Annotated in this window: 19 protein-coding genes; 11 read left to right on the top strand and 8 right to left on the bottom strand. The window is 61.0% G+C overall.

Going from position 1 to position 23298, the window contains the following annotated elements; translation table 11 throughout:
- Positions 1-201: 201 nt before the first annotated feature.
- From hrpA to AC30D9_RS25840, 6 genes are all read left to right on the top strand, one after another.
- A complete protein-coding gene (gene hrpA, locus AC30D9_RS25865) occupies positions 202-4113 on the top strand; it encodes an ATP-dependent RNA helicase HrpA (RefSeq protein WP_490145133.1) in 3912 nt (1303 codons plus the stop codon).
- Positions 4114-4453: 340 nt separating this feature from the next.
- Entirely contained in the window at positions 4454-5575 is a 1122-nt protein-coding gene (locus AC30D9_RS25860) for a beta-ketoacyl-ACP synthase III (RefSeq protein ID WP_109755834.1), read from the top strand.
- A gap of 192 nt (positions 5576-5767) precedes the next feature.
- The gene (locus AC30D9_RS25855) at positions 5768-6379 is read left to right on the top strand and encodes an RNA polymerase sigma factor (protein WP_307571566.1); all 612 of its coding nucleotides are present in this window, start codon (positions 5768-5770) and stop codon (positions 6377-6379) included.
- Positions 6373-6609, top strand: a complete 237-nt coding sequence (locus AC30D9_RS25850) for an anti-sigma factor family protein (RefSeq protein ID WP_134923237.1) — start codon at positions 6373-6375, stop codon at positions 6607-6609. The genes AC30D9_RS25855 and AC30D9_RS25850 overlap by 7 nt, the downstream gene beginning before the upstream one ends.
- Positions 6610-6897: 288 nt before the next feature.
- A complete protein-coding gene (locus tag AC30D9_RS25845; RefSeq protein WP_134923238.1) occupies positions 6898-8208 on the top strand; it encodes an OprO/OprP family phosphate-selective porin in 1311 nt (436 codons plus the stop codon).
- A 144-nt stretch (positions 8209-8352) separates the two neighbouring features.
- Positions 8353-9477: a GNAT family N-acetyltransferase gene (locus tag AC30D9_RS25840; RefSeq protein WP_134923239.1), complete on the top strand. Its 1125-nt coding sequence runs from the start codon at positions 8353-8355 to the stop codon at positions 9475-9477.
- Between the two features lie 16 nt (positions 9478-9493).
- On the opposite strand, the gene aqpZ is transcribed toward AC30D9_RS25840, so the two are convergent.
- The 5 genes from aqpZ to AC30D9_RS25815 all read right to left on the bottom strand — a co-directional run bounded on the left by aqpZ (position 9494) and on the right by AC30D9_RS25815 (position 14839).
- Positions 9494-10183 (bottom strand): aquaporin Z, encoded by a 690-nt coding sequence (aqpZ, locus tag AC30D9_RS25835; RefSeq protein ID WP_490145132.1) that lies wholly within the window; start codon positions 10181-10183, stop codon positions 9494-9496.
- A gap of 431 nt (positions 10184-10614) precedes the next feature.
- Positions 10615-12447 (bottom strand): ABC transporter ATP-binding protein, encoded by a 1833-nt coding sequence (locus AC30D9_RS25830; RefSeq protein ID WP_176688456.1) that lies wholly within the window; start codon positions 12445-12447, stop codon positions 10615-10617.
- Between the two features lie 82 nt (positions 12448-12529).
- Positions 12530-13093, bottom strand: coding sequence for a peptidylprolyl isomerase (locus tag AC30D9_RS25825; RefSeq protein ID WP_109755827.1), 564 nt, complete (start codon positions 13091-13093; stop codon positions 12530-12532).
- Positions 13094-13097: 4 nt separating this feature from the next.
- A complete protein-coding gene (locus tag AC30D9_RS25820; RefSeq protein WP_490145131.1) occupies positions 13098-13901 on the bottom strand; it encodes an alpha/beta fold hydrolase in 804 nt (267 codons plus the stop codon).
- A 14-nt stretch (positions 13902-13915) separates the two neighbouring features.
- Positions 13916-14839, bottom strand: a complete 924-nt coding sequence (locus tag AC30D9_RS25815; protein WP_109755825.1) for a PA3225 family LysR-type transcriptional regulator — start codon at positions 14837-14839, stop codon at positions 13916-13918.
- A gap of 50 nt (positions 14840-14889) precedes the next feature.
- Between AC30D9_RS25815 and AC30D9_RS25810 the strand changes: the two genes are divergently transcribed.
- Positions 14890-15204, top strand: coding sequence for a 3-phosphoglycerate kinase (locus tag AC30D9_RS25810; RefSeq protein WP_134923243.1), 315 nt, complete (start codon positions 14890-14892; stop codon positions 15202-15204).
- 150 nt (positions 15205-15354) lie between these two features.
- Positions 15355-15954: an FMN-dependent NADH-azoreductase gene (locus AC30D9_RS25805; protein WP_490145130.1), complete on the top strand. Its 600-nt coding sequence runs from the start codon at positions 15355-15357 to the stop codon at positions 15952-15954.
- A gap of 173 nt (positions 15955-16127) precedes the next feature.
- Here AC30D9_RS25805 and AC30D9_RS25800 read toward each other — a convergent pair whose 3' ends face one another.
- A complete protein-coding gene (locus AC30D9_RS25800) occupies positions 16128-16829 on the bottom strand; it encodes a cyclase family protein (RefSeq protein WP_307571561.1) in 702 nt (233 codons plus the stop codon).
- Between the two features lie 162 nt (positions 16830-16991).
- Between AC30D9_RS25800 and AC30D9_RS25795 the strand changes: the two genes are divergently transcribed.
- A complete protein-coding gene (locus AC30D9_RS25795) occupies positions 16992-17858 on the top strand; it encodes a carboxylate/amino acid/amine transporter (protein WP_109755821.1) in 867 nt (288 codons plus the stop codon).
- A gap of 117 nt (positions 17859-17975) precedes the next feature.
- On the opposite strand, the gene AC30D9_RS25790 is transcribed toward AC30D9_RS25795, so the two are convergent.
- Positions 17976-19274, bottom strand: coding sequence for a mechanosensitive ion channel family protein (locus AC30D9_RS25790; RefSeq protein WP_490145129.1), 1299 nt, complete (start codon positions 19272-19274; stop codon positions 17976-17978).
- Positions 19275-19467: 193 nt separating this feature from the next.
- Between AC30D9_RS25790 and AC30D9_RS25785 the strand changes: the two genes are divergently transcribed.
- The gene (locus AC30D9_RS25785) at positions 19468-20814 is read left to right on the top strand and encodes a DEAD/DEAH box helicase (protein WP_134923247.1); all 1347 of its coding nucleotides are present in this window, start codon (positions 19468-19470) and stop codon (positions 20812-20814) included.
- A gap of 227 nt (positions 20815-21041) precedes the next feature.
- Here the strand turns inward: AC30D9_RS25785 and AC30D9_RS25780 are convergent, their stop codons facing one another.
- Entirely contained in the window at positions 21042-21317 is a 276-nt protein-coding gene (locus AC30D9_RS25780) for a hypothetical protein (protein ID WP_490145128.1), read from the bottom strand.
- Positions 21318-21587: 270 nt separating this feature from the next.
- Here AC30D9_RS25780 and AC30D9_RS25775 point away from each other — a divergent pair, with 270 nt between their 5' ends.
- On the top strand, positions 21588-23294 hold the full coding sequence (locus AC30D9_RS25775) for a ShlB/FhaC/HecB family hemolysin secretion/activation protein (RefSeq protein ID WP_490145127.1): 1707 nt from the start codon (positions 21588-21590) through the stop codon (positions 23292-23294).
- The last annotated feature ends 4 nt before the right edge of the window (positions 23295-23298 follow it).

Here is a 23298-nt window from a genome sequence, read left to right as displayed (position 1 = left end):
CCCCTGTGGCGAGGGGATTTATCCCCGCTTGGGCGCGCAGCGGCCACAAAGATGACCGAGTTGAATCAGCTCATTGGCGTCGCCTTGAATAGGGCTGCTTCGCAGGCCAGCGGGGATAAATCCCCTCGCCACAACAGCGGGGTACGGACAAATCTGCGACAATCGGCCCCCTGCACAAAACCGACGACCCTTGCGTACCTGATGACTGACCAAGCCCCCGCTATCGACAAGCTGCTGAAAAACCTCGACCACGCTATGCTCGCCGACCGTCACCGGTTGCGGCGCCAGTTGCTCGAGCTGCGCAAGAAACCCGACGAGGCCAAGCTGGCCCAGTGGGTGACCCGCATGCAGGCGTCGTGCGATCAGGTGCTGGCGCGCAAGGCGAGCCTGCCGGTGATCCGCTACGACGACAACTTGCCGATTGCCGCCAAGCGCGACGAAATCAAGCAGGCGCTGCTCAAGCATCAGGTGCTGATCATCGCTGGCGAGACCGGCTCGGGGAAAACCACGCAGTTGCCGAAGATTTGCCTGGAAATCGGTCGCGGCCAGCATGGCTTGATCGGTCACACCCAGCCACGCCGGATCGCCGCCCGCAGCGTTGCGAGTCGGGTGGCCGAGGAACTGGCCACTCCGTTGGGGGCGCTGGTGGGTTATCAGGTGCGCTTTGAGGACCAGAGCGACGCCAACACCCTGATCAAGTTGATGACCGACGGCATTCTGCTGGCCGAGACTCAGAACGATCGCTACCTCGAGCGCTACGACACGATCATCGTCGACGAAGCCCACGAACGCAGCCTGAACATCGACTTCCTGCTCGGCTACCTCAAGACCCTGCTGCCGCGCCGCCCGGACCTCAAGGTCATCATCACCTCGGCGACGATCGACCTGGAGCGCTTTTCCAAACACTTCGATGACGCGCCGATCGTCGAAGTCTCGGGCCGCACCTTTCCGGTGGAAACCTGGTATCGCCCGCTGACCCTGGAGCAGGACGAAGAGGGCAACCGCGTCGAGGACGACTTGACTGTCGATCAGGCAATCCTCGCCACCCTCGATGAAATCGCCGCCTACGAGCGCAGCGAGCGCCGCAGCTCCGGGGATGTGTTGGTGTTCCTGCCGGGCGAGCGGGAGATTCGCGACGCAGCCGAAATGCTGCGCAAGGCTCAGCTCAAGCACACCGAGATTCTGCCGCTGTACGCGCGCCTGTCGCCGGCCGAACAGCAACGGATCTTCCAGTCCCACCCAGGTCGTCGCGTGGTGCTGGCGACCAACGTCGCCGAGACCTCGCTGACCGTGCCGGGCATCCGCTACGTGATCGACAGCGGCACCGCGCGCATCAGCCGCTACAGCTATCGCGCCAAGGTCCAGCGGCTGCCCATCGAAGCCATCTCCCAGGCCAGCGCCAACCAGCGCAAAGGCCGTTGCGGACGGGTCGAACCGGGGATTTGCGTGCGGCTGTACAGCGAAGAGGATTTCCTCGGCCGGCCGGAATTCACCGACCCGGAGATCCTGCGCACCAACCTGGCGGCGGTGATTTTGCAGATGCTGCACCTGCGCCTCGGCGAAATCACCGATTTCCCCTTCATCGAGCCGCCGGACGGCAAGGCCATCAGCGACGGTTTCAACCTGCTGCAAGAATTGTCGGCGGTGGACCGCAACAGCCAGTTGACCCCACTCGGTCGCCAATTGGCGCGCTTGCCGGTGGACCCGCGCATGGGCCGCATGCTGTTGGAAGCGGCGAAGCTGGGCAGCTTGCAGGAGGTGCTGATCGTCGCCAGCGCCATGTCGATCCAGGATCCGCGCGAGCGCCCGCCGGAGCGTCAACAAGCGGCCGACCAGGCCCACGCCCAGTGGAAGGATGCGGACTCGGATTTCGCCGGGCTGGTCAACCTGTGGCGCGGTTTCGAAGAGCAGCGCCAGGCCCTGACCGCCAGCCCGCTGCGTAACTGGTGCCGCAAGAATTTCCTCAATTACCTGCGCCTGCGTGAATGGCGTGATTCCCATCGCCAGTTGAGTTTGATCTGCCGCGACATGCAGTTGAGCCTCAACAAAGAACCGGCCGATTACCCGAAACTGCACAAGGCGGTGCTCTCGGGCCTGTTGAGCCAGATCGGCCAGAAAACCGAAGACGGCGACTACCTCGGCGCCCGTCAGCGGCGGTTCTGGGTCCATCCGTCATCGGGCCTGGGCAAGAAACGTCCGCAGTGGCTGATGACCGCCGAGCTGGTGGAAACCACCAAGCTCTACGCGCGCATGGTGGCCAAGATCGAACCGGACTGGATCGAGCCGCTGGCCGGGCACCTGATCAAGAAAAACCACTTCGAACCCCACTGGGAGAAGAAGCGTGGGCAAGTGGTGGCGTATGAGCAGATCACCCTGTTCGGGCTGATCGTCGTCGGTCGTCGGCCGGTGCACTACGGGCCGGTGGACCCGGTGGTGTCGCGGGAGCTGTTCATCCGCGAGGCGTTGGTGCGCGGCGAGATCCAGTCCAAGGCCAAGTGTCTGAGTGCCAATACCAAATTGCTTGAACAGCTCGACGAACTGGAAGCCAAGGCCCGCCGTCGCGACATCCTGGCGGACGAGGAAACCCTGTTCGCCTTCTACGACGCGCGCTTGCCGGCAGAGATCCACCAGACCGCGACCTTCGACAGTTGGTACCGGATCAACAGCCAGAAAGACCCGCAGTTGCTGATCATGCGCGAAGAAGACGTGCTGGCGCGCGAGGCCAGTGAAGTCACCGCCGCGTATTACCCCGACACGTTGCGCGTTGGCGACCTGACCTTGCCGCTGAGCTATCACTTCGAGCCCAACCATCCCCGCGATGGCGTGACCCTGCGAGTGCCGGCGCCGTTGCTGCCGATGCTGCCGCCGGAGCGCCTGGAATGGTTGGTGCCGGGGATGATCGAGGCCAAGTGCATCGCCCTGGTGCGCAACCTGCCCAAGGCCTTGCGCAAGAACTTCGTGCCGGTGCCGGACTTCGTCAAGGCTGCACTGCAACGCATCACCTTCGCCGAGGGCTCGTTGCCGCAGTCCCTGGGCCGCGAACTGCTGCGCATGACCGGCGCGCGGGTCAGCGACGAAGCCTGGGCCGAAGCGGCGCAGCAGGTGGAAAGCCATCTGCGCATGAACCTGGAAATCGTCGATGGCCAGGGTAAGTTCCTCGGCGAAGGTCGCGACCTGGCGGAACTGACGGCGCGTTTTGCCGAAGCCAGCCAGGCCGCCTTGGCCGTACCGCAAACGGCAAAAAGCCAGGCGCCAGTGGAGGCGAAAGTTTTTGCGCCGGTGGCGGAGAAAACCCAACAGAAGATCGCCGGGCTGTCGATGACGGTCTACCCGGCGCTGGTGGAAGAGGGCGGCGTGGTCAAGGAAGGGCGATTCCCGACCCCGGCCGAAGCCGAGTTCCAGCATCGCCGCGCCTTGCAGCGCTTATTGATGCAGCAATTGGCCGATTCGGCCAAGTTCCTGCGCGGCAAGCTGCCCGGCCTGACGGAACTGGGCCTGTTGTACCGCGATTTGGGCCGCATCGACAGCCTGGTGGAAGACATTCTGCTGGTCAGCCTCGACAGTTGCGTGCTCGAAGGCGAAGCGAGCCTGCCCCGTGATGGCGCCGCCTTGGCCTCCCTGGCCGAGCGCAAGCGTGGCGGCTGGACCGAACACGCCGAACGCCTGGCGAAGCTGACCCTGGACATCCTCAAGCTCTGGCACGGCCTGCAAAAACGCTTCAAGGGCAAGATCGACCTGGCCCAGGCCGTGGCGCTGAACGACATCAAGCAACAGCTCAGCCACCTGGTGTACCCGGGCTTCGTCCGCGAAACCCCGCATCAATGGCTCAAGGAACTGCCGCGCTACCTCAAGGCCATCGAGCAGCGCTTCGAGAAGCTGGGCAGCCAGGTGCAGAAAGACCGGGTCTGGAGCGGTGAACTTTCGAACCTCTGGGCCCAATACCAGACCCGTGCCAGCAAACACCTCCAGGAAGGCAAGCGCGATCCGCAGTTGGAGCTGTATCGCTGGTGGCTGGAGGAGTACCGGGTGTCGCTGTTTGCCCAGCAACTGGGGACCAAGGTGCCGATTTCCGATAAGCGCTTGAGTAAGCAGTGGGGGCAGGTGGAGGGTTGATGCCACAAACCAGATGAACACTACTAACCCCTGTGGGAGCGAGCCTGCTCGCGATAGCGTTGTGTCAGTCGACATAAATACTGAGTAATCCACCGCTATCGCGAGCAGGCTCGCTCCCACAGGGTTAGTTGGTGTAGCTCACTGAGAATGGGCCAAACGCCAGCGTTTGTGGCAAACTTCGCGGCTATAAATGCCGGTCCCGTGGTTTTTGAGCTTCACTGCCCCGGGCGGATCGGAATAAAGCGATGCCAGGACTGCTTCCCCCGGATGGGAAAAGTCCCTTTGTGTGTTGGTACGTCGGTGCCAATGCTTTCTGCCTGAACAGATCAGAGACACGACCATGCATAACGTCGTCATCAGCGGCACCGGCCTGTACACCCCGGCCAACAGCATCTCCAACGAAGAGCTGGTGCAATCCTTCAATACCTACGTCGCTCAGTTCAACGCCGACAACGCCGAGGCCATCGAGCGCGGTGAAGTCGAGGCGTTGACCGAATCCAACGCGGCGTTCATCGAAAAGGCCTCGGGCATCAAGAGCCGCTTCGTCATGGACAAGGACGGCATCCTCGACCCGCAACGCATGACCCCGCGTTTGCCCGAGCGCTCCAACGACGAGTGGTCGGTACTGTGTGAAATGGCTGTTGGCGCGGCAAAACAGGCGTTGGAACGCGCCGGTCGCACCGCCGCCGACATCGATGGCGTGATCGTCGCCTGCTCCAACCTGCAGCGCGCGTACCCGGCCATCGCCATCGAAGTCCAGGAAGCCTTGGGCATCGAAGGTTTTGGTTTCGACATGAACGTGGCCTGTTCCTCGGCCACCTTCGGCATCCAGGCCGCCGCCAACAGCGTGCAATTGGGCCAGGCCCGGGCGATCCTGATGGTCAACCCGGAAGTGTGCACCGGTCACCTGAATTTCCGCGACCGTGACAGCCACTTCATCTTTGGCGACGCGGCCACCGCCGTGATCATCGAGCGTGCGGACCTGGCGACCTCGCCGTACCAGTTCGACGTGGTCAGCACCAAGCTGCTGACCAAGTTCTCCAACAACATCCGCAACAATTTCGGCTTCCTCAACCGCGCCGCAGAAGAAGGCATCGGCAGCCGCGACAAGCTGTTCGTTCAGGAAGGTCGCAAGGTGTTCCGTGACGTCTGCCCGATGGTGGCCGAGCTGATCGGGGCCCATTTGGAAGAAAACCAGCTGAATGTTGGTGAAGTGAAGCGTTTCTGGCTGCACCAGGCCAACCTGAGCATGAACCATTTGATCGTGCGCAAGCTGCTGGGACGCGAAGCCACCGAAGAGGAAGCCCCGGTGATCCTCGACCGCTATGCCAACACCAGTTCGGCGGGGTCGGTGATTGCGTTCCACAAGTACCAGGACGACTTGCCCAGCGGTTCGGTCGCCGTGCTCAGCTCATTCGGCGCCGGTTATTCGATTGGCAGCGTGATTTTGCGCAAGCGTTGATCCACTGTTGCGGCGAGCGGACTCTGTGGCGAGGGGATTTATCCCCGTTGGGCTGCACAGCAGCCCCCCGAGAGGTTTAAATCAATCTTGCTGACACACCGCAGGGAATGTTTTGGGGCTGCTGCGCAGCCCAGCGGGGATAAATCCCCTCGCCACAAAAGCATCGCAGTCTTCCAGATCTTGGGGCGTTGAATGACGGTCACCGACGACACCCTCCTGCTCCAGCGCCTCATGGCCGGTGAGCAGCAGGCTTACAAGGAGCTGGTCAGCGCCTACCAGAGCCCGATGCGTGCCGTGGCCTATGCCATTGTTGGCAGCCGTCATGCCGACGAAGTGGTGCAGGACGCCTGGCTGTCGGTGGTGCGCAATCTCAGCGGTTTCCAGGGGCGTTCCAGCCTCAAGACCTGGTTGTTGACCATCACGGCCAATGCCGCCAAGGGCCGCTACAAACAGAACCGTCGGGAAGTGCTGCTCGACGATCTGCCGTCGCCCCACGGCACCCTTGGCGATGATCGTTTCGCCGCCGATGGGCATTGGCTGCTGGCACCGTTCGCCTGGCACCAGGACACGCCCGAAGCGTTGCTCACCGAGCGTGAGTTGCGTGATTGCCTGGAGCACACGTTGCTCAGCCTGTCGGAACTGCAAGGCAGCGTGCTGACTCTGCGGGAACAACAGGGCCTGGAACTGGACGAAATCTGTAATCTGCTGGGCATTTCGCTCTCCAATGTCCGCGTGCTGTTGCATCGCGCCCGACTGAAGGTCTTCGCGACTGTTGAACATTTCGAGGAAACCGGCGAATGCTGACCTGCAAGGAACAAGTGGCGCGCTCCAGCGATTATCTCGACGGCCAGTTAAGCTTTCGTGAACGCCTGATGGTGCGCCATCACCTGATGTTCTGCCCCAATTGCCGACGATTCATCCGCCAGATGCGCCTGATGCAGGCGACCCTCAGAAAATTGCCGCATCCGCCGATTCCCGACCTGGATCACCTCGCCGAGAAACTCGCCGCCGAGCGTCGCAAAGACATCCGCTAAACCTCAATCCACCACCTACCCTCTGTGGGAGCGAGCCTGCTCGCGATAGCGACGGATCAGCCAGCGTAGTGTTGACTGACCCGCTGCTATCGCGAGCAGGCTCGCTCCCACAGAGTTTTATGTTTGCGCTGGTTATTCCCATTCGAAGTAAAAAGTTCCGTTGTCATAAAATCTTTATGTGATAGCAACTCGCCTGACACAACCGGCCGCCAAGATCCCCTCCCAACACCAGCGGGCCCAGTTCCGCGTGTTTTCTAACGCATAGACTACCAACAGGGGAATTCTTCGATGATCCGTAAGCACTTCGCAGGTGTTGCCGCCAGCGCACTGGCAATGGCAGTAACCGCCCAGGCTTTCGCCGGCACCGTCACCACCGATGGCGCCGATATCGTGGTCAAGACCAAAGGCGGCCTTGAGGTCGCTACCACTGACAAAGAGTTCAGCTTCAAGCTCGGTGGTCGTTTGCAGGCTGACTACAGCCAGTTCGATGGCATCTACACCGACAACGGCAAATCGGCCGACGCCGCCTACATCCGCCGCGCCTTCCTGGAACTGTCCGGCGTGCTGTACACGGATTGGGCCTACACCATCAACTACGACATGTCCCACAACAGTGGCGACTCCGATAACGGCTATTTCGACGAAGCGTCCCTGGCCTACAACGGCTTCAAGCCGGTGTCGATCAAGGTCGGTCGTTTCGACCCCGACTTCGGCCTGGAAAAAGCCACCAGCTCCAAGTGGGTAACGGCACCTGAGCGCAACGCCGCCTACGACCTGATCGACTGGACCAACAGCCATCAGAACGGCCTGGGTATCCAGGCTTCCAGCACCTTCGCCGATTCGTTCTACGCCTCGGCCGGCGTGTTCAGCAAGGACACCGACGACACCGACGGCGACAGCGTCAAGCAAGTCAACGGTCGTTTCGTGTTCGCCCCGATGCACGAAGCCGGCAACGTGCTGCACTTCGGTTTGAACGTGGCCTCGCGCGACGTCTCGGACACTGTGTTCGATGCCCGTTATCGCTCCCGTCTGGGCATGCGTGGTGTTGAAACCCTGGGTGGTAACGATGCCGGTCCTAACGGCAACCGTCCGGTACTGGGCGGCGCCAACAACTCGCCAGCCGGTTCGTATGACCGCGACACCGCATTCGGCTTGGAAGCCGCTTTCGCCATGGGCCCAGCGTCGATTCAGGGTGAATACATCACTCGCAAGACCAAGGCTGATGCCGATGGTTTCGAAGACATCAAGGGCCACGGCTTCTACGTTCAGGGTGCCTACACCATCACCGGTGAGTCCCGTGGTTACAAAGTCGGCAAATTCGACGCGATCAAGCCTCAGAACAAATCCATCGGCGCCTGGGAAGTGTTCTACCGCTTCGACAGCCTGACCGTCGAAGACGACAACATCACCACCGCCTCGGCGACTCGCGATGTGGGCGATGCCGAAGCCAAGGTGCACAACCTGGGCGTGAACTGGTACGCCAACGAAGCGGTGAAAATCACCGGCGCCTACATCAAGGCCAAGACCGACAAAGTCACCAACGCCAATGGCGATGACGATGGCGACGGTTTTGTTGTCCGTGCCCAGTACGTGTTCTAAATCGCGCTGACTCGATACAACGCTCTGACTTCATCCGTTAAAGCGCTCCTTTGAACCCCGCCTCTGGCGGGGTTTTTTTTTGTGCCCGGCTGCTCAGGATCGGCGATACTCGCCCCATCCGCCGTCTGGATATCGAGGAACCGCATGCCGCTTCACGTCTTGGATAGCCTGTCCGACATCGCCCCACACGAGTGGGACGCGCTGGTGCCCGCCAATCAACCGTTCCTGCGCCACGCCTTCCTCAGCACCTTGGAAGACAGCGCGAGCCTGGGCCCGCAATCCGGTTGGCAAGCCGAGCATCTGTTGCACATTGAAGACGGTCAACTGCTGGCAGCCTTGCCCAGTTACCGCAAGTGGCATTCCTACGGTGAATACGTGTTCGACCACGGCTGGGCCGACGCTTGCGCCCGGGCCGGGATCGATTACTACCCGAAGCTGCTGACGGCGGTGCCGTTCAGCCCGGTCAGTGGCCCGCGGCTGTTGGCAGCACGGGTGGAGGACGGTCTGGAGTTGCTGGGCAGCCTGCCGGGTTATCTGGAAATCGAAGGGCTTTCCAGCGCCCATATCAACTTCACCGATGCCTTCACCGACGCGGCGCTCGCCGGGCAAGAAGGCTGGCTGCAGCGGATCGGCTGCCAGTATCACTGGCAAAATCGTGGTTATCGCGACTTCCAGGATTTTCTCGACGCGCTCAGTTCCCGCAAGCGCAAGCAGATGCGCAAGGAGCGTGAACAGGTGGCGGGGCAGGGCATCGAGTTCGAATGGCTCGAAGGTCATCAGTTGGACGAGGCGCAGTGGGATTTTGTCTACGCCTGTTACGCCAACACTTACGCGATACGACGGCAGGCACCCTACTTGACCCGGACATTCTTCAGCCTGCTGGCTGAACGCATGCCCGAGGCCATTCGCGTGGTGCTGGCCAAGCAAGGTTCGCGGCCGGTGGCGATGGCGTTCAGCCTGGTAGGTGGCGACAGTTTCTACGGGCGCTACTGGGGCTGCCTGGCGGAGTTCGACCGCTTGCACTTCGAGACCTGTTTCTACCAGGGCATGGACTACGCGATTGCCCATGGCTTGCAGCGTTTCGATGCCGGTGCCCAGGGCGAGCACAAATTGATTCGCGGGTTCGAGCCGGTGATTACCCGCTCCTGGCATTACCTGCGTCATCCGGGGCTGAAAGCAGCGGTGGCGGATTTCCTCGTGCGCGAGCATGAGGGGGTGCTGGCATATGCCGAAGAGGCGAAGACAGCACTGCCTTATCGGCAGTGCTGATCTTCGCAGGTATGACTCAGCGGTTTTCCTGGCCCAGCCAGCGGTATGAGACACCGCCGATGACCGCGCCCAGCAGCGGCGCCACCCAGAACAGCCACAGTTGCTCGATGGCCCAACCACCGACGATCAGCGCCGGTCCGGTACTGCGGGCCGGGTTGACCGAGGTGTTGGTGACCGGGATCGAGATCAGGTGAATCAGCGTCAGGGCCAGGCCGATGGCAATCGGCGCCAGCCCGGCGGGTGCACGCTTATCGGTGGCGCCAAGGATGATCAGGATGAACATCGCCGTCATGACCAGCTCGGTGACAAAACCGGCCGCCATCGAATAGCCACCGGGCGAATGCTCGCCGTAACCGTTCGCTGCCAGGCCGGAAGTGGCCAGGTCAAAGCCTTCCTTGCCGCTGGCGATGAAGTAAATCAACGCAGCGGCCAGCACGCCACCGATGACTTGGGCGATGATGTAGGCTGGCAACTCCCTGGCCGGAAACCGCCCGCCCACGTACAAGCCCAGCGAAACGGCGGGATTCAAATGGCAACCCGAGATATGGCCGGTGGCGAAGGCCATGGTCAACACCGTCAGGCCGAACGCCAGGGCAACGCCCAGCACGCCAATCCCGGAGGCAGCCAATACCGCGCTGCCGCAGCCGCCCAATACCAGCCAGAATGTACCCAACAACTCAGTCGTTGAACGTTTGAGTAAAGACATAAGCATCCTTGATAAAACAGTCGTGATAATTGGTTATGCATCCAGCAGCATTACGACAGGTTCATCTCCAGAACCTGGGCTGAGTACAGCAGGGTTTATCGACAAATCCAGTGGCACAAAAAAACCGCCAGCGTCATGGACTGTGGCGGTTTTGGCCGTGGTCGGCGGGGAGTATGTCTTTGTGGTGCGCGCAGGATGGATCCTGGACAGATTTTTTCAGAAAGGCCCTGCGCGGTAGGCTTTTGTGGCGAGGGGATTTATCCCCGCTGGGCGCGGAGCGCCCCAAAACAGCTGCATACAATCGGCCTGACACACCGAGGTGCAAGTTATGGGGTTGCTTCGCAACCCAACGGGGATAAATCCCCTCGCCACAGGTTTTGTGATGGGCTCAAACGCTCTCCTGCAGACCCATCTGTAAACCCCGTTCCGGATCAGTCGATCCCCACGAACCCACCCGTCTGATGCTGCCACAACCGCGCATACAACCCGCCATGGGCCAGCAGTTCAGCATGGCTACCCGTTTCGGCGATACGCCCATTCTCCAGCACCACCAGCCGGTCCATCCGGGCAATGGTGGAGAGGCGGTGGGCGATGGCGATCACGGTCTTGCCTTGCATCAGCGTCTCGAGGCTTTCCTGGATCGCTGCCTCGACCTCCGAGTCCAGCGCCGAGGTCGCTTCGTCCATGATCAGGATCGGCGCGTCCTTGAGCAGCACCCGCGCGATGGCGATGCGCTGGCGCTGGCCGCCGGACAGTTTCACGCCGCGCTCGCCCACATGGGCATCGAAGCCGGTGCGGCCCTCGGCGTCCGACAGCAGTGGGATGAACTCGTCGGCCCGGGCCTTGCGCACGGCTTCCCAGAGTTGCGCATCGGTGGCGTCGGGCTTGCCGTAGAGCAGGTTGTCGCGAATCGAGCGATGCAGCAGCGAGGTGTCCTGGGTGATCATGCCGATGCGCTCGCGCAGGCTTTCCTGACCAACTTCGGCGATGTCCTGGCCGTCGATGAGAATACGCCCGCCTTGCACGTCATAGAGGCGCAGCAGCAGGTTGACCAGGGTGGATTTACCGGCGCCGGACGGGCCGATCAGGCCGATTTTCTCGCCGGGCCTGATGGTCAGGTTGAGGTCGCCGATCACCCCGCTTTTCTTGCCATAGTGGAAATCCACATGCTCGAAGCGTACCTCGCCCCGGCCCACGGCCAGGGGCTTGGCCTGGTCGCGGTCAGTGACGCTGACGGGCTGGGAAATGGTCTGCAGGCCGTCCTGGACCATGCCGATGTTTTCGAAAATGCCGGTGACGACCCACATGATCCAACCGGACATGTTGACGATGCGGATCACCAGGCCGGTGGCCAACGCGATAGCGCCGACGCTGATCAGCGACTGGGTCCACAACCACAGCGCCAGCGCCGTGGTGCCGACGATCAGTAGCCCGTTCATGCTGGTGATGGCCACATCCATGCTCGTCACCACGCGGCCGGCCAGTTGGGCCTTCTCGGTCTGTTCCTCGATGGCTTCGCGGGCGTATTGCTGTTCGAAGTTGGTGTGGGCGAACAGCTTCAGGGTGGTGATGTTGGTGTAGCCATCGACAATCCGTCCCATGAGCTTGGAACGGGCGTCGGAAGACACCACAGAGCGTTCCTTGACCCGTGGGACGAAGTAATAAAGGGCGCCGATGTAACCGGCGATCCAGAGCAGCAAGGGAATCATCAGGCGCCAATCGGCTTCGGCAAACAGCACCAGGGAACTGACGGCGTAGATCAGCACATGCCACAGGGCATCCACGGCCTGGACCGCCGAGTCGCGCAGGGAGTTGCCGGTCTGCATGATGCGCTGGGCGATGCGCCCGGCAAAGTCGTTCTGGAAGAAGTTCAGGCTCTGCTTGAGCACGTAGCTGTGATTCTGCCAGCGGATCAGGCTGGTCATGCTGGGGCTCAGGGTCTGGTGCACCAGCAGGTCATGCAGGGCCACGAAAATGGGGCGGAAGATCAGCGCCACCACGGCCATCCAGGCCAGTTCCAGGCCATGGATCTTGAAGAAGTCGACATTGGGCGTGCCCTGGGTCAGGTCGATGATGCGGCTCAGGTAGCTGAACAGCGCCACCTCGATCAGCGCGCCGATCAGGCCGACCACCAGCAGCACGGCGAAGCTGGGCCAGACTTGTTTCAGGTAGTACGTGTAGAAGGGCAGGACGCGGTTCGGGGGGGCCGAAGTCGGGGCGTCGCGGAAGATATCGATCAGTGTTTCGAAACGGCGATAAACCATCTGTAAATGCCCTGGCGGGGGCTCTCCTATTGCTATGGGCGGCGCGGGAACACCGCGCCGCCCAGGCTTGCCATGTGCCTCTTCAGTCGATGCGCTTGGCCGACTTGATGATCACAGGATCGACCGGCACGTTTTGCATGCCTTGTTTAGTGGTGGTCTGGGAGTTGACGATGATGTCCACCACGTCCATGCCTTTGACCACTTTGGCGAACACCGCGTAACCGGCGTCGCGGCCCGGGTCGAGGAAGGCGTTGTCGGCGACGTTGATGAAGAACTGGCTGGTGGCCGAGTCCGGGTTGGAGGTGCGGGCCATCGACAAGGTGCCACGAACGTTGTGCAGGCCATTGCTGGCCTCGTTCTTGATCGGTGCCTTGGTGTCTTTTTGTTGCATCTGTGCGGTAAAGCCACCGCCCTGGGCCATGAAGCCCGGGATCACACGGTGGAAAATCGTGTTGGTGTAGAAACCACTGTCCACGTACTCAAGGAAGTTCTTGGTACTGATGGGGGCCTTGACCGGGTCCAGTTCGATTTCGATCTGGCCGTTGGTGGTGTCCAGCAATACATGGGGTGCCTTGGCTGGCGTGGCGGCCATCAGGTTGGCAGCAAACAGTACGGTGCCGGCGGCGAGGGCGATTTTTTTCAGCATGGGGTCAGTGATCCTGAGTGGTGGAATCGGTTGCGGTCAAAAATTCGAGCAGGGTCTGGTTGAAGCGTTCGGGTTGATCCAGCGGGGTAGCGTGCCGTGAATCGGCGATGACCGCCAGCCGTGCATCGGGCAGCAGCTTTACATAGGCTTCTTTCAGCGCCACCGGGGTGTAGTCGTGGTCAGCGCAGATGACGAGGGTTGGACAGGCGACCTGCGAAAGTCGTTCCTGAACGCCCCACCCTACGATCGCATCGAAGCTGGCGAGATAAGCACGTTTGTCGTTCTTTGCCCAGCGTCGGGCCATTTCCAGGCGTAACTCGGTTTGCTCTGGCTTGGGAAACAACTTGGCACCGAGGGCCTTGCCGATGGTTTCCAGGCTGAGCAGGCGCATCAGGCTCCAGCGCTTGAACCATTGCCAGCAGTCGTCGGGCGTACGGACCTTGATTTCAGGGGCGCTGTTGACGATGCACAGGCTCTTGATCCGCCCGGGTTCATCCACGGCCAGTTGAAAGCAGATCATGCCGCCCATGGACCAGCCCACCAAGTGCACCGGGCCAAGGTCCAGGTGTTCGATCAGGGCGCTCAGGTCGGCGCTGAAGCCTTTGATGCTGTAGCGCTCCCGTGGCTTGTCGGAGCGACCGTGACCGCGCACATCCACTACGATCAGATGGTATTGGGCGGACAGCACCGGGATCTGCTTTTCCCAGTCCCGAGTGCTGGAGCCCAGCCCGTGGACCAGCACCAAGGGCGTGCCGTGGCCGTATTCCTCATAGTGCAGGTTGCAACCTTCGTGTTCGAAGTAGGCCATCGGCGAAGTCCTTGTCAGGCTTGTTCAGGGGCGGCGAATGGCGCATCCAGCGGCGCGGTGTCGAAGGTGCGCAGCAATTCGATCAGGATTTGTGTAGCCGGGCCCAGGGGTTTTTCCTTGTTTGAAAAAAGATAGAAGGTCGAATTGCGGCTGCCGCCCTGTTCCAAGGGTAGACGCTTGAGCAAGCCTTCCTTGAGTTCCCGTTCGATCATGTGCCGGGGCAACCAGGCGAATCCCAGGCCGCTGCCGACAAAGGACGCGGCGGTGGCCAGGCTGCCCACGGTCCAGCGCTGTTCGGCGCCGAGCCAGCCGACGTCCCGGGGTTGCTGGCGGCCGGAATCGCGGATAACCACTTGCAACTGGCTTTCCAGGTCCTGGAAATTCAACTCGCGATTGAGGCGGTGCAGGGCATGCTCGGGATGGGCCACCGCAATGAATTCCACGTCGCTCAGTTCCGCGCCCAGGTAACCGGGAATGCTGAAGCCGCTGATGGCCAGGTCGGCCACGCCTTCGAGCAGCACTTCTTCAACCCCCGACAACACTTCTTCGCGCAGCCGCACCCGGCAGCCACGGCTTTGTGGCATGAACGCGGTCAAGGCGCGAACGAGGCGGGCGTTGGGGTAGGCCGCGTCGACCACCAGGCGTACTTCCGCTTCCCAGCCTTGCTCCATGTGGTGGGCCAGGTCTTCCAGTTGGCTGGCCTGCTTCACCAATTGCCGCGAGCGGCGCAGCAGCACGCCGCCGGCTTCGGTCAACACGGCCTTGCGCCCATCGATGCGCAGCAACGGCACGCCAAGTTGGTCCTGCATGCGGGCCACGGTGTAGCTCACTGACGACTGGGAGCGATGCAGCACTTCGGCGGCCTGGGCGAAACCGCCGTGGTCGACCACGGCCTGCAGGGTTCGCCATTGATCAAGGGTCACGCGGGGCGCTTTCATATTGAGCTCCTCTTGTCCTAAGCTGGCGGTCCCTTGGTGGAGACTGCCGAATGAAAAAAATCTGTTGTGCGGTGCTGGCCTTGCTGCCGCTGACTGCGTTTGCCTACCCGATCGATGTGGAAAAACACCTCAACGGCCTGAGCATCGACTACAACGCCTATGACACCGATGCCGACATCGGCTCTATCCAGGTGAACAACTACGGCAACATCGACGCGGCCTGTACCGTGGTCTTCAACAATGGCCCCGAGGCGCCTCGTACCCGCAAGATCGAAGTCGCCGCCGGCAAGTTCAAGAACGCCACGGCCAAGTTCAACCGCAACATCATCAAGCTGCGCATCAAGCTGACCTGCCAGCCGAAATAGTCCGGCATCGGGGCAAGCGACATGGCTTGCTCCGCTTATAAACGAAATTATCGATGCTTTACAGCAGTTATTTGCGCTTTTTCATCGATAAGCTCGCGTTTAACCTTCACTCCATCGACTGACAACATTCTCAGATGGAGCCTACAAGCCATGTCCCGCGTTCTGATCATCGAAAGCAGTGCCCGCCAACAAGACTCGGTTTCCCGTCAACTGACCCAGACCTTCATCAGCCAGTGGAAAGCTGCACACCCGGCCGACGAAATCAGCGTTCGCGACCTGGCCATCAATCCGGTGCCGCACCTGGATGCCAATCTGCTGGGTGGCTGGATGAAGCCTGCCGAGCAGCGCAGCGAGATTGAAAATGCCTCGCTGGAGCGCTCCAACCAACTGACCGATGAGCTGCTGGCCGCCGACGTACTGGTGATGGCTGCGCCGATGTACAACTTCGCCATCCCCAGCACTCTGAAAGCCTGGCTCGACCATGTGCTGCGTGCCGGCGTGACGTTCAAGTACACCCCAACCGGTCCCCAAGGCCTGCTGGCCGACAAGCGCGCCTTCGTGCTGACTGCCCGTGGCGGCATTCATGCCGGTGGCAGCACTGACCATCAGGAACCCTACCTGCGCCAGGTCATGGCCTTCATCGGGATCCACGACGTGACTTTCATTCATGCCGAGGGCATGAACCTGGGCGGCGACTTCCAGGAGAAGGGCCTGAATCAGGCCAACGCCAAACTGTCCCAGGTCGCCTGATCCGTTAATCCTCGGGTAATCGCCAGGTGGTCTAGTGTCCTGGCGCTTCCCTTCAAACCGTTTTGCGCATCGAACCTCCCTTTGCACTTATTGCTCCTGAGTGCATCAGCCCGATTGAACGCGTTAGCGAGATCGGGCTTTTTTTTGCCTCGATGGTCTGCACCTGACTGGGCTCAGGGTACAAACGCCATTACGGAAACAGGAGAGCCCGAACCCTTTTTCAGTCGAAGCACGCCAATCACCAGCGTTGTGCCTTTCGCGGGCAACTGATCGAGATTGGTCAGGCATTCCAGGACGATGCCATCTTTCGCCAGGATCTGGCTGTTGGTGGCGTAAACCGTGTCCTGGCCCGGATCGACGCCATGGGTATCGATACCCACGCCAGCTATCCGGCGTTGCTCAAGCAGAAATGTGGTGGTTGCGGCACCTATGCCGGGAAAGTGCGGGCCTTTGTGATCCGCATTGATAAAACGCCTGGGGTCGTCCCACAGGGCCTGCCACCCCGTGTAAAAAAGCACGACGCTGTCCTGATCGATGGGCCCATGAGCCTGTTCCCATTTTTCGATGTCTTGGATGCCGATCACATAATCCGCGTTGTCCCGCGCCTGGATGCGTAGATCGATCACGACGGCCGGTCGGACCAGCGACGCCGGCTCATAGGCGTCAATTCCAATGGCATTGGGGTGAAAACTGTTCGGCGCGTTCATATGGGTTGCACTGTGCTCGCCCATGGCGAAACGGCGCAGGTAATACCCGTCCTTTTCCGGTGATGCCACCTCATCGAACGTCACCGGAGGATCGCCAGGCCAAAGTGGAATGTCCGGGCTGATGATGTGGCTGAGGTCGATGACTTTTCGAAACTCAATACGTTGCATGGAGAGGCTTCCTTATCCTTGGCGAAACTTTGAGCGATGTTGATCGGACAGTACTGCGCTCAGCCTTCCTGTGCATACCCGTGACCCGAAACTAGCGGCCCATCACGCTCGCGCCCATCCCTCAAAACCGCTATCTTCGCCGCCATTCGAAACGAGGGGCTTATGGGCTATCTACTTTTTGTGACGCTGATCCAGGCGTTTTCCTTCAGCCTGATCGGTGAGTACCTGGCCGGGCATGTGGACAGTTATTTCGCGGTGCTGGTACGGGTGCTGCTGGCCGGGCTGGTGTTCATTCCGCTGACGCGCTGGCGCCAGGTAGAGCCGTCGTTCATGCGCGGCATGCTGTTGATCGGCGCCTTGCAGTTCGGCGTGACCTACGTGTGCCTGTACCTGAGCTTCCGGGTCTTGACGGTGCCTGAGGTGCTGCTGTTCACCATCCTTACGCCTCTGCACGTGACCTTGATCGAAGATGCGCTGAACCGGCGCTTCAATCCCTGGGCGCTGATCGCGGCGCTGGTGGCCGTGGCCGGCGCGGCGGTGATTCGCTATGACCGGATCAATCCGGATTTCTTCATGGGCTTTTTGCTGCTGCAACTGGCCAACTTCACCTATGCGGCCGGACAAGTACTGTACAAGCACCTGGTGGCCCGTCACCCGAGCGACCTGCCGCATTACCGGCGTTTCGGTTATTTCTATCTTGGTGCGCTGATGGTGGCGTTGCCGGCTTTCCTGCTGTTCGGCAAGGCGGATTTCTGGCCTGAAGCCCCGTTGCAATGGGGCGTGCTGGTGTTCCTCGGCCTGGTCTCCACCGCGCTGGGGCTGTACTGGTGGAACAAAGGCGCGTGCCTGGTCAACGGCGGGACGCTGGCGGTGATGAACAACCTGCACGTGCCGGTGGGGTTGCTGGTGAATTTGCTGATCTGGAATCAGCATGAGGAACTGGGGCGATTGCTGCTGGGTGGGTCGGTGATACTGGTGGCGGTGTGGATCAGTCGGTTGGGCGTGCGCCAGCCGCTAGTCACACGCTGACTCTCTGTGGGAGCGAGCCTGCTCGCGAAGGCGTCATATCAGTCGGTATATCTGTTGTCTGGCACTCCGCTTTCGCGAGCAGGCTCGCTCCCACAAGGGATCTTGGGTGGTTGAGGCTCAGACCACCTGCTTCTGCGGCTCCGGCAGGTGGCTCGCCCCCAGCGCCGCCGGCAGCAGCCCGGAGCGCAAGTCCATGCCACTCGGCTGTTGGTACAGGTTCAAGCCGAACTCCGGCATCACCGCCAGCAGGTAATCGAAAATATCCCCCTGGATGCGCTCGTAGTCGGTCCACGCGGTGGTGCGGGTGAAGCAGTAGATTTCCAGCGGGATGCCGTGGGCGGTGGTCTGTAGCTGACGGACCATGCAGGTCATGTTCGGCTGGATCTCGGGGTGGCTTTTCAAATACGCCAGGGCATAGGCGCGGAAGGTGCCCAGGTTGGTCATCCGCCGACGGTTGGCCGACATCGCCGCGACGTTGCCCTGGGCCTCGTTCCAGGCCTTGAGTTCGGCCTGCTTGCGGCCGATGTAGTCGGTCAGCAGGCGGACCTGGGTCAGGCGCTGCTCTTCCTCGTCGTGCAGGAAACGCACACCGCTGGCATCGATGAACAGACTGCGCTTGATCCGTCGTCCACCGGACTGCTGCATGCCGCGCCAGTTCTTGAACGACTCGGACATCAGGCGCCAGGTTGGGATCGAGACGATGGTCTTATCGAAATTCTGCACCTTGACCGTGTGCAGCGTGATATCCACCACGTCTCCATCGGCGCCGACCTGGGGCATCTCGATCCAATCGCCGACCCGCAACATGTCGTTGCTGGTCAGTTGGACGCTGGCGACGAACGACAGCAGCGTGTCCTTGTAGACCAACAGGATCACTGCCGACATCGCACCCAGACCCGAGAGCAGCAACAGGGGCGATCGGTCGATCAGCGTGGCGACGATGATGATCGCGCCAAATACATACAGCACCATCTTCGTCAGTTGCACGTAGCCTTTGATCGAGCGGGTACGCGCATGTTCGGTGCGTGCGTATACATCCAGCATGGCGCTGAGCAGGGCGCTTAGGCTCAGCACCATGAACAGGATGGTGAAAGCCAGGGCGACATTGCCGAGGAAAATCATGCTGGTCTTGCTCAGTTCCGGTACCAGGTGCAGGCCGAACTGGATGATCAGCGAGGGCGTCATCTGCGCCAGGCGATGGAAGACCTTGTTCTGGCGCAGGTCGTTGACCCAGTTCAGGGCCGGTTGGCGCCCGAGCAATTTGGCGGCGTGGAGGATCAGGTAGCGCGCCACGCGCCCAAGGACCAGGGCGATGACCAGCAGCAACACCAGGGCGAGGCTGGAATGCAGGAGCGGGTGCTGGTCAAGGGCACCCCAGAGGTCTTGGATGTTGACCCAGAGTTGTTTGATGTCCATGGACGAAACGGTTCTTCTATAAAGATGCGACGTGGCGATTAGAGCATTTAAGCCCGGTCAAGTGACTGTTGATGCAATAACGGCTGATAAAAATGCACAGATTTTCCGCCGTTTGTATAAAGAAACTCGGCCTTCGCGCTCGAAACCGTTACCCTATGCAGCTGTTTTTTTGCATTTCTTCGAGGTAGCACCCGTGTTTTCCCAATTCGCCCTGCACGAACGCCTGCTCAAAGCCGTGGCCGAGCTTAAATTTGTCGAGCCAACGCCGGTGCAGGCAGCGGCCATTCCGCTCGCGCTCCAGGGGCGTGACCTGCGGGTGACGGCGCAGACCGGCAGCGGCAAGACCGCCGCGTTCGTGCTGCCGATCCTCAACCGCCTGATCGGCCCGGCCAAGGTCCGCGTCAGCATCAAGACCCTGATCCTGCTGCCGACCCGTGAACTGGCCCAGCAGACTTTGAAGGAAGTGGAGCGCTTCTCGCAGTTCACCTTCATCAAGTCCGGCCTGATCACCGGCGGCGAAGACTTCAAGGTCCAGGCCGCCATGCTGCGCAAGGTGCCGGATATCCTGATCGGTACTCCAGGGCGGATGATCGAGCAGTTGAACGCCGGCAACCTTGACCTCAAGGAAGTCGAAGTGCTGGTGCTCGACGAAGCCGACCGCATGCTGGACATGGGCTTTGCCGAAGACGTGCAGCGCCTGGTGGACGAATGCGTCAACCGCCAGCAGACCATGCTGTTCTCCGCCACCACTGGCGGTTCGGGCCTGCGCGAGATGATCGCCAAGGTGCTGAACAACCCTGAGCACTTGCAGCTCAACGCGGTCAGCCAACTGAACTCCACCACCCGCCAGCAGATCATCACCGCCGACCACAACCAGCACAAAGAACAGATCGTGAACTGGTTGCTGGCCAACGAAACCTACGAAAAAGCCATCGTGTTCACCAACACCCGGGCCATGGCCGACCGCATCTACGGCCGCCTGGTGGCCCAGGAATACAAGGCGTTCGTCCTGCACGGCGAGAAAGACCAGAAGGACCGCAAGCTGGCCATCGACCGCCTCAAGCAGGGTGGGGTGAAAATCCTCGTGGCCACCGACGTCGCCGCCCGCGGCCTGGACGTGGAAGGCCTGGACATGGTCATCAACTTCGACATGCCCCGCAGCGGCGACGAATACGTGCACCGCATCGGTCGTACCGGCCGCGCCGGCAACGACGGCTTGGCGATCTCGCTGATCTGCCATGGCGACTGGAACCTGATGTCGAGCATCGAGCGCTACCTCAAGCAGAGCTTCGAGCGCCGCACCATCAAGGAAGTCAAAGGCACCTACGGCGGACCGAAAAAGGTCAAGGCCTCGGGCAAGGCCGTTGGCGTGAAGAAGAAAAAGGTCGACGGCAAGGGCGACAAGAAGAAAACCGGCGCCAAGGCCCCGACCAAGCGCAAGACCGCCAACCGCCCGAAGAGCGACGCTCCATCGCTGGTCAGCAAGGACGGCATGGCCCCGCTCAAGCGCCGCAAGCCAGAGGCGCCGGCGGCTGAGTGAAGCCGCGTTAGCGTTTTTTAAAGAACCGGACCTTGAGTCCGGTTTTTTATGGGAACTCAAAAGAACTTGTGGCGAGGGGATTTATCCCCGCTGGGGTGCGAAGCAGCCCCTTAAACAGTCAACTTAATCTGCCTGACACACCGGGTTGTCGCATTCAGGGCTGCTTCGCAACCCAGCGGGGATAAATCCCCTCGCCACAGGGGCTGGCGATGCTTGGCTCTGAGGAATCACCCGGCTTTCTCTTCTGCGTTCTTCAGCTCTTTCAGACGCTTATCAATCAACTCGCACTTATCCGGCACATCCTTGCTGGCAGTCTCCAGGTCCATCTTCTGCAACTCATCGTTGATCTCCTTGGCCTTGGCCGGGTTCTGCTCGGTGAGCTTGGTCACTTCCTGGGCCAGTTGCTCACGCTTGGCGGTCGCGTCCTCAGGCGTGCAAGTGGCCCAGGCGGGCAGGGCGCAGGTGAGGGTGGCGGCGAGGGTGAGTTTCAGGAGGGTTTTCATGGCAGGGCCTCATAATCCTTGTTGGGCAGGTAATGGGTTGAGGCCGGTGTTGGGTGGAAAGTTCATTGGCTGAGGAGTGATGTGTCCCTTTGGTAGGAGGTTTCCACCTCTGCGCCGGATCCTTCGTACCTTTGTACGGAAGGCGTCTGATTTCAGATGAATGGTTTCAGTAATAGCCTCAAAGCCAACTCCATTTAGTTGACGTCAAAATGATGGCTCATTAATATCGCGCCACTATTTTGATGTCGCTTTCTGCTCGAGGGATCGAACATGTCCTCACCCGCCTTTTGGGCGAGGTTGTGCGTGGCTTTGCTGTGCCTTTCTCCACTCACCCAGGCTCACGCCGCCCCCACGCCTGGCGACACGGACCTGATCCGCGAGCGCCAGAACCGTTTGCTCGAAGAGCAGCGCCGTCGCCTGGAGGAACTCAAGGACCTGCCCGGCAAGGAGGCGAAGCCGACCCAGCCGAGCGCACCTGTCGATACCCGTTGCTTCCCCATCAAGACCATCGAGCTCAAGGGTGCCGACAGTCTTTCCGCCAGCGAGCGCGAGGAACTGCTCAAGCCCTACATCGGCCAATGCCTGGGCGTGCCGCAGCTTAACGAACTGCTCAAAGTCATCACCGACCACTACATCGAAAAGGGCCTGGTCACCAGCCGCGCCTATCTGCCACAGCAGGACCTGTCCGGTGGGCATTTGAGCGTGCTGGTGGTGGAAGGGCGTCTGGAAGGCCTGAAGGGCGCCGAGAACAGCCAGCTGTCTGATCGCGAGTTGGCAATGGCCTTTCCCGGCAAGACCGGCGACCTGGTCAACCTTCGGGAGATCGAGCAGATGGTGGACCAACTCAACCGCCTGCCATCGAATCAGGCCAAGATGGAGCTGACCCCCGGGCAGAATGTCGGCGGCAGTGAAGTCCGTGTGACTAATGATCCACAAAAGCCCTGGCGTGCCGGACTGTCGCGCAGCAACGACGGCCAGCGCAGCACGGGCGAGCAGCAGTGGGGCAGCAGTTTCGAGTGGGACAGCCCGCTGGGCCTGGCCGACCAGTTGATGCTGCGCGGCGGCCACGATGGGATGACCGATCACCAGCACACTTCGCGCAACGCCATGCTTTATTACAACCTGCCGTTTGGCTGGTGGAACGTCAGTTACACCTACAGCCAGAGCGAGTACCGCTCGCAGATCCCGGCCAACGGTTTTAACTTCAAGCAGACCGGCGATAGCCAGAACCATCAACTGCGGGTCGAGCGGGTGATCCATCGCGACGCCCTGAGCAAGACCTCTCTCAACACCGGCCTGGCTTACCTGCGCACCAATAACTTCATCGAAGACAGCAAGCTGGCGGTGAGCAGTAACCGTCTCAGCGAAGCGCAATTCGGCATCAACCATGGCCGGCGCATCGGCAGCGCCTTCGTCAACCTTGACCTGGGCATGCAGCAAGGCATCGGTGCCTTCGATGCCCAGGGTGACAACGATCCGGGGCCCGGCCAGGCCGATGCCCGTTACCGCAAATACACCGCCACCCTCAGCTATCTGCAACCGTTCCAGGTGTGGGGCGAATCGTTCAGCTTCAGCAGCCTGATGACTGGCCAACGCAGCGAGGACGTGTTGTTCAGTCCGCAGCGCATGAGCCTGGGCGGGCGGTCGTCGATTCGCGGCTACAAGGACCAATCCCTGTCCGGCGACAGCGGTGGCTACTGGCGCAACGACCTGCGTTGGAGCCGGCCGGTGACCCTGGAATGGCTGCGCCCGGTGTTTGGCGAATACGGCACTAGCCTCGGTTATGACCAGGGTGTGATTCGCGGTGATCGCTACAACGGCGACCAGCACGGGCGCATGTCGAGCAACTCGCTGGAGCTGTTCGCCCGCGGCCAACACCTGAACGCCAGTGTCACCTTTGCCCATTCCCTGGAACGTCCGGACGCCCTGACCGAGCGCGAAGCGCCGATCTACTTCCGCGTGGATGTACTCCTTTAAACAA

The organism is Pseudomonas sp. DF11, from assembly GCF_058148565.1.
The sequence above is the reverse complement of the archived record's forward strand: the minus strand, read 5'-3'. Positions and strand labels throughout refer to the sequence as shown.

Excerpts from the sequence above, each read along its gene's own strand:
- hrpA (WP_490145133.1), top strand. The coding sequence starts at position 202 with ATGACTGACCAAGCCCCCGCTATCGACAAGCTGCTGAAAAACCTCGAC.
- AC30D9_RS25860 (WP_109755834.1), top strand. The coding sequence starts at position 4,454 with ATGCATAACGTCGTCATCAGCGGCACCGGCCTGTACACCCCGGCCAAC.
- AC30D9_RS25855 (WP_307571566.1), top strand. The coding sequence starts at position 5,768 with ATGACGGTCACCGACGACACCCTCCTGCTCCAGCGCCTCATGGCCGGT.
- AC30D9_RS25850 (WP_134923237.1), top strand. The coding sequence starts at position 6,373 with ATGCTGACCTGCAAGGAACAAGTGGCGCGCTCCAGCGATTATCTCGAC.
- AC30D9_RS25845 (WP_134923238.1), top strand. The coding sequence starts at position 6,898 with ATGATCCGTAAGCACTTCGCAGGTGTTGCCGCCAGCGCACTGGCAATG.
- AC30D9_RS25840 (WP_134923239.1), top strand. The coding sequence starts at position 8,353 with ATGCCGCTTCACGTCTTGGATAGCCTGTCCGACATCGCCCCACACGAG.
- aqpZ (WP_490145132.1), bottom strand. The coding sequence starts at position 10,183 with ATGTCTTTACTCAAACGTTCAACGACTGAGTTGTTGGGTACATTCTGG.
- AC30D9_RS25830 (WP_176688456.1), bottom strand. The coding sequence starts at position 12,447 with ATGGTTTATCGCCGTTTCGAAACACTGATCGATATCTTCCGCGACGCC.
- AC30D9_RS25825 (WP_109755827.1), bottom strand. The coding sequence starts at position 13,093 with ATGCTGAAAAAAATCGCCCTCGCCGCCGGCACCGTACTGTTTGCTGCC.
- AC30D9_RS25820 (WP_490145131.1), bottom strand. The coding sequence starts at position 13,901 with ATGGCCTACTTCGAACACGAAGGTTGCAACCTGCACTATGAGGAATAC.
- AC30D9_RS25815 (WP_109755825.1), bottom strand. The coding sequence starts at position 14,839 with ATGAAAGCGCCCCGCGTGACCCTTGATCAATGGCGAACCCTGCAGGCC.
- AC30D9_RS25810 (WP_134923243.1), top strand. The coding sequence starts at position 14,890 with ATGAAAAAAATCTGTTGTGCGGTGCTGGCCTTGCTGCCGCTGACTGCG.
- AC30D9_RS25805 (WP_490145130.1), top strand. The coding sequence starts at position 15,355 with ATGTCCCGCGTTCTGATCATCGAAAGCAGTGCCCGCCAACAAGACTCG.
- AC30D9_RS25800 (WP_307571561.1), bottom strand. The coding sequence starts at position 16,829 with ATGCAACGTATTGAGTTTCGAAAAGTCATCGACCTCAGCCACATCATC.
- AC30D9_RS25795 (WP_109755821.1), top strand. The coding sequence starts at position 16,992 with ATGGGCTATCTACTTTTTGTGACGCTGATCCAGGCGTTTTCCTTCAGC.
- AC30D9_RS25790 (WP_490145129.1), bottom strand. The coding sequence starts at position 19,274 with ATGGACATCAAACAACTCTGGGTCAACATCCAAGACCTCTGGGGTGCC.
- AC30D9_RS25780 (WP_490145128.1), bottom strand. The coding sequence starts at position 21,317 with ATGAAAACCCTCCTGAAACTCACCCTCGCCGCCACCCTCACCTGCGCC.
- AC30D9_RS25775 (WP_490145127.1), top strand. The coding sequence starts at position 21,588 with ATGTCCTCACCCGCCTTTTGGGCGAGGTTGTGCGTGGCTTTGCTGTGC.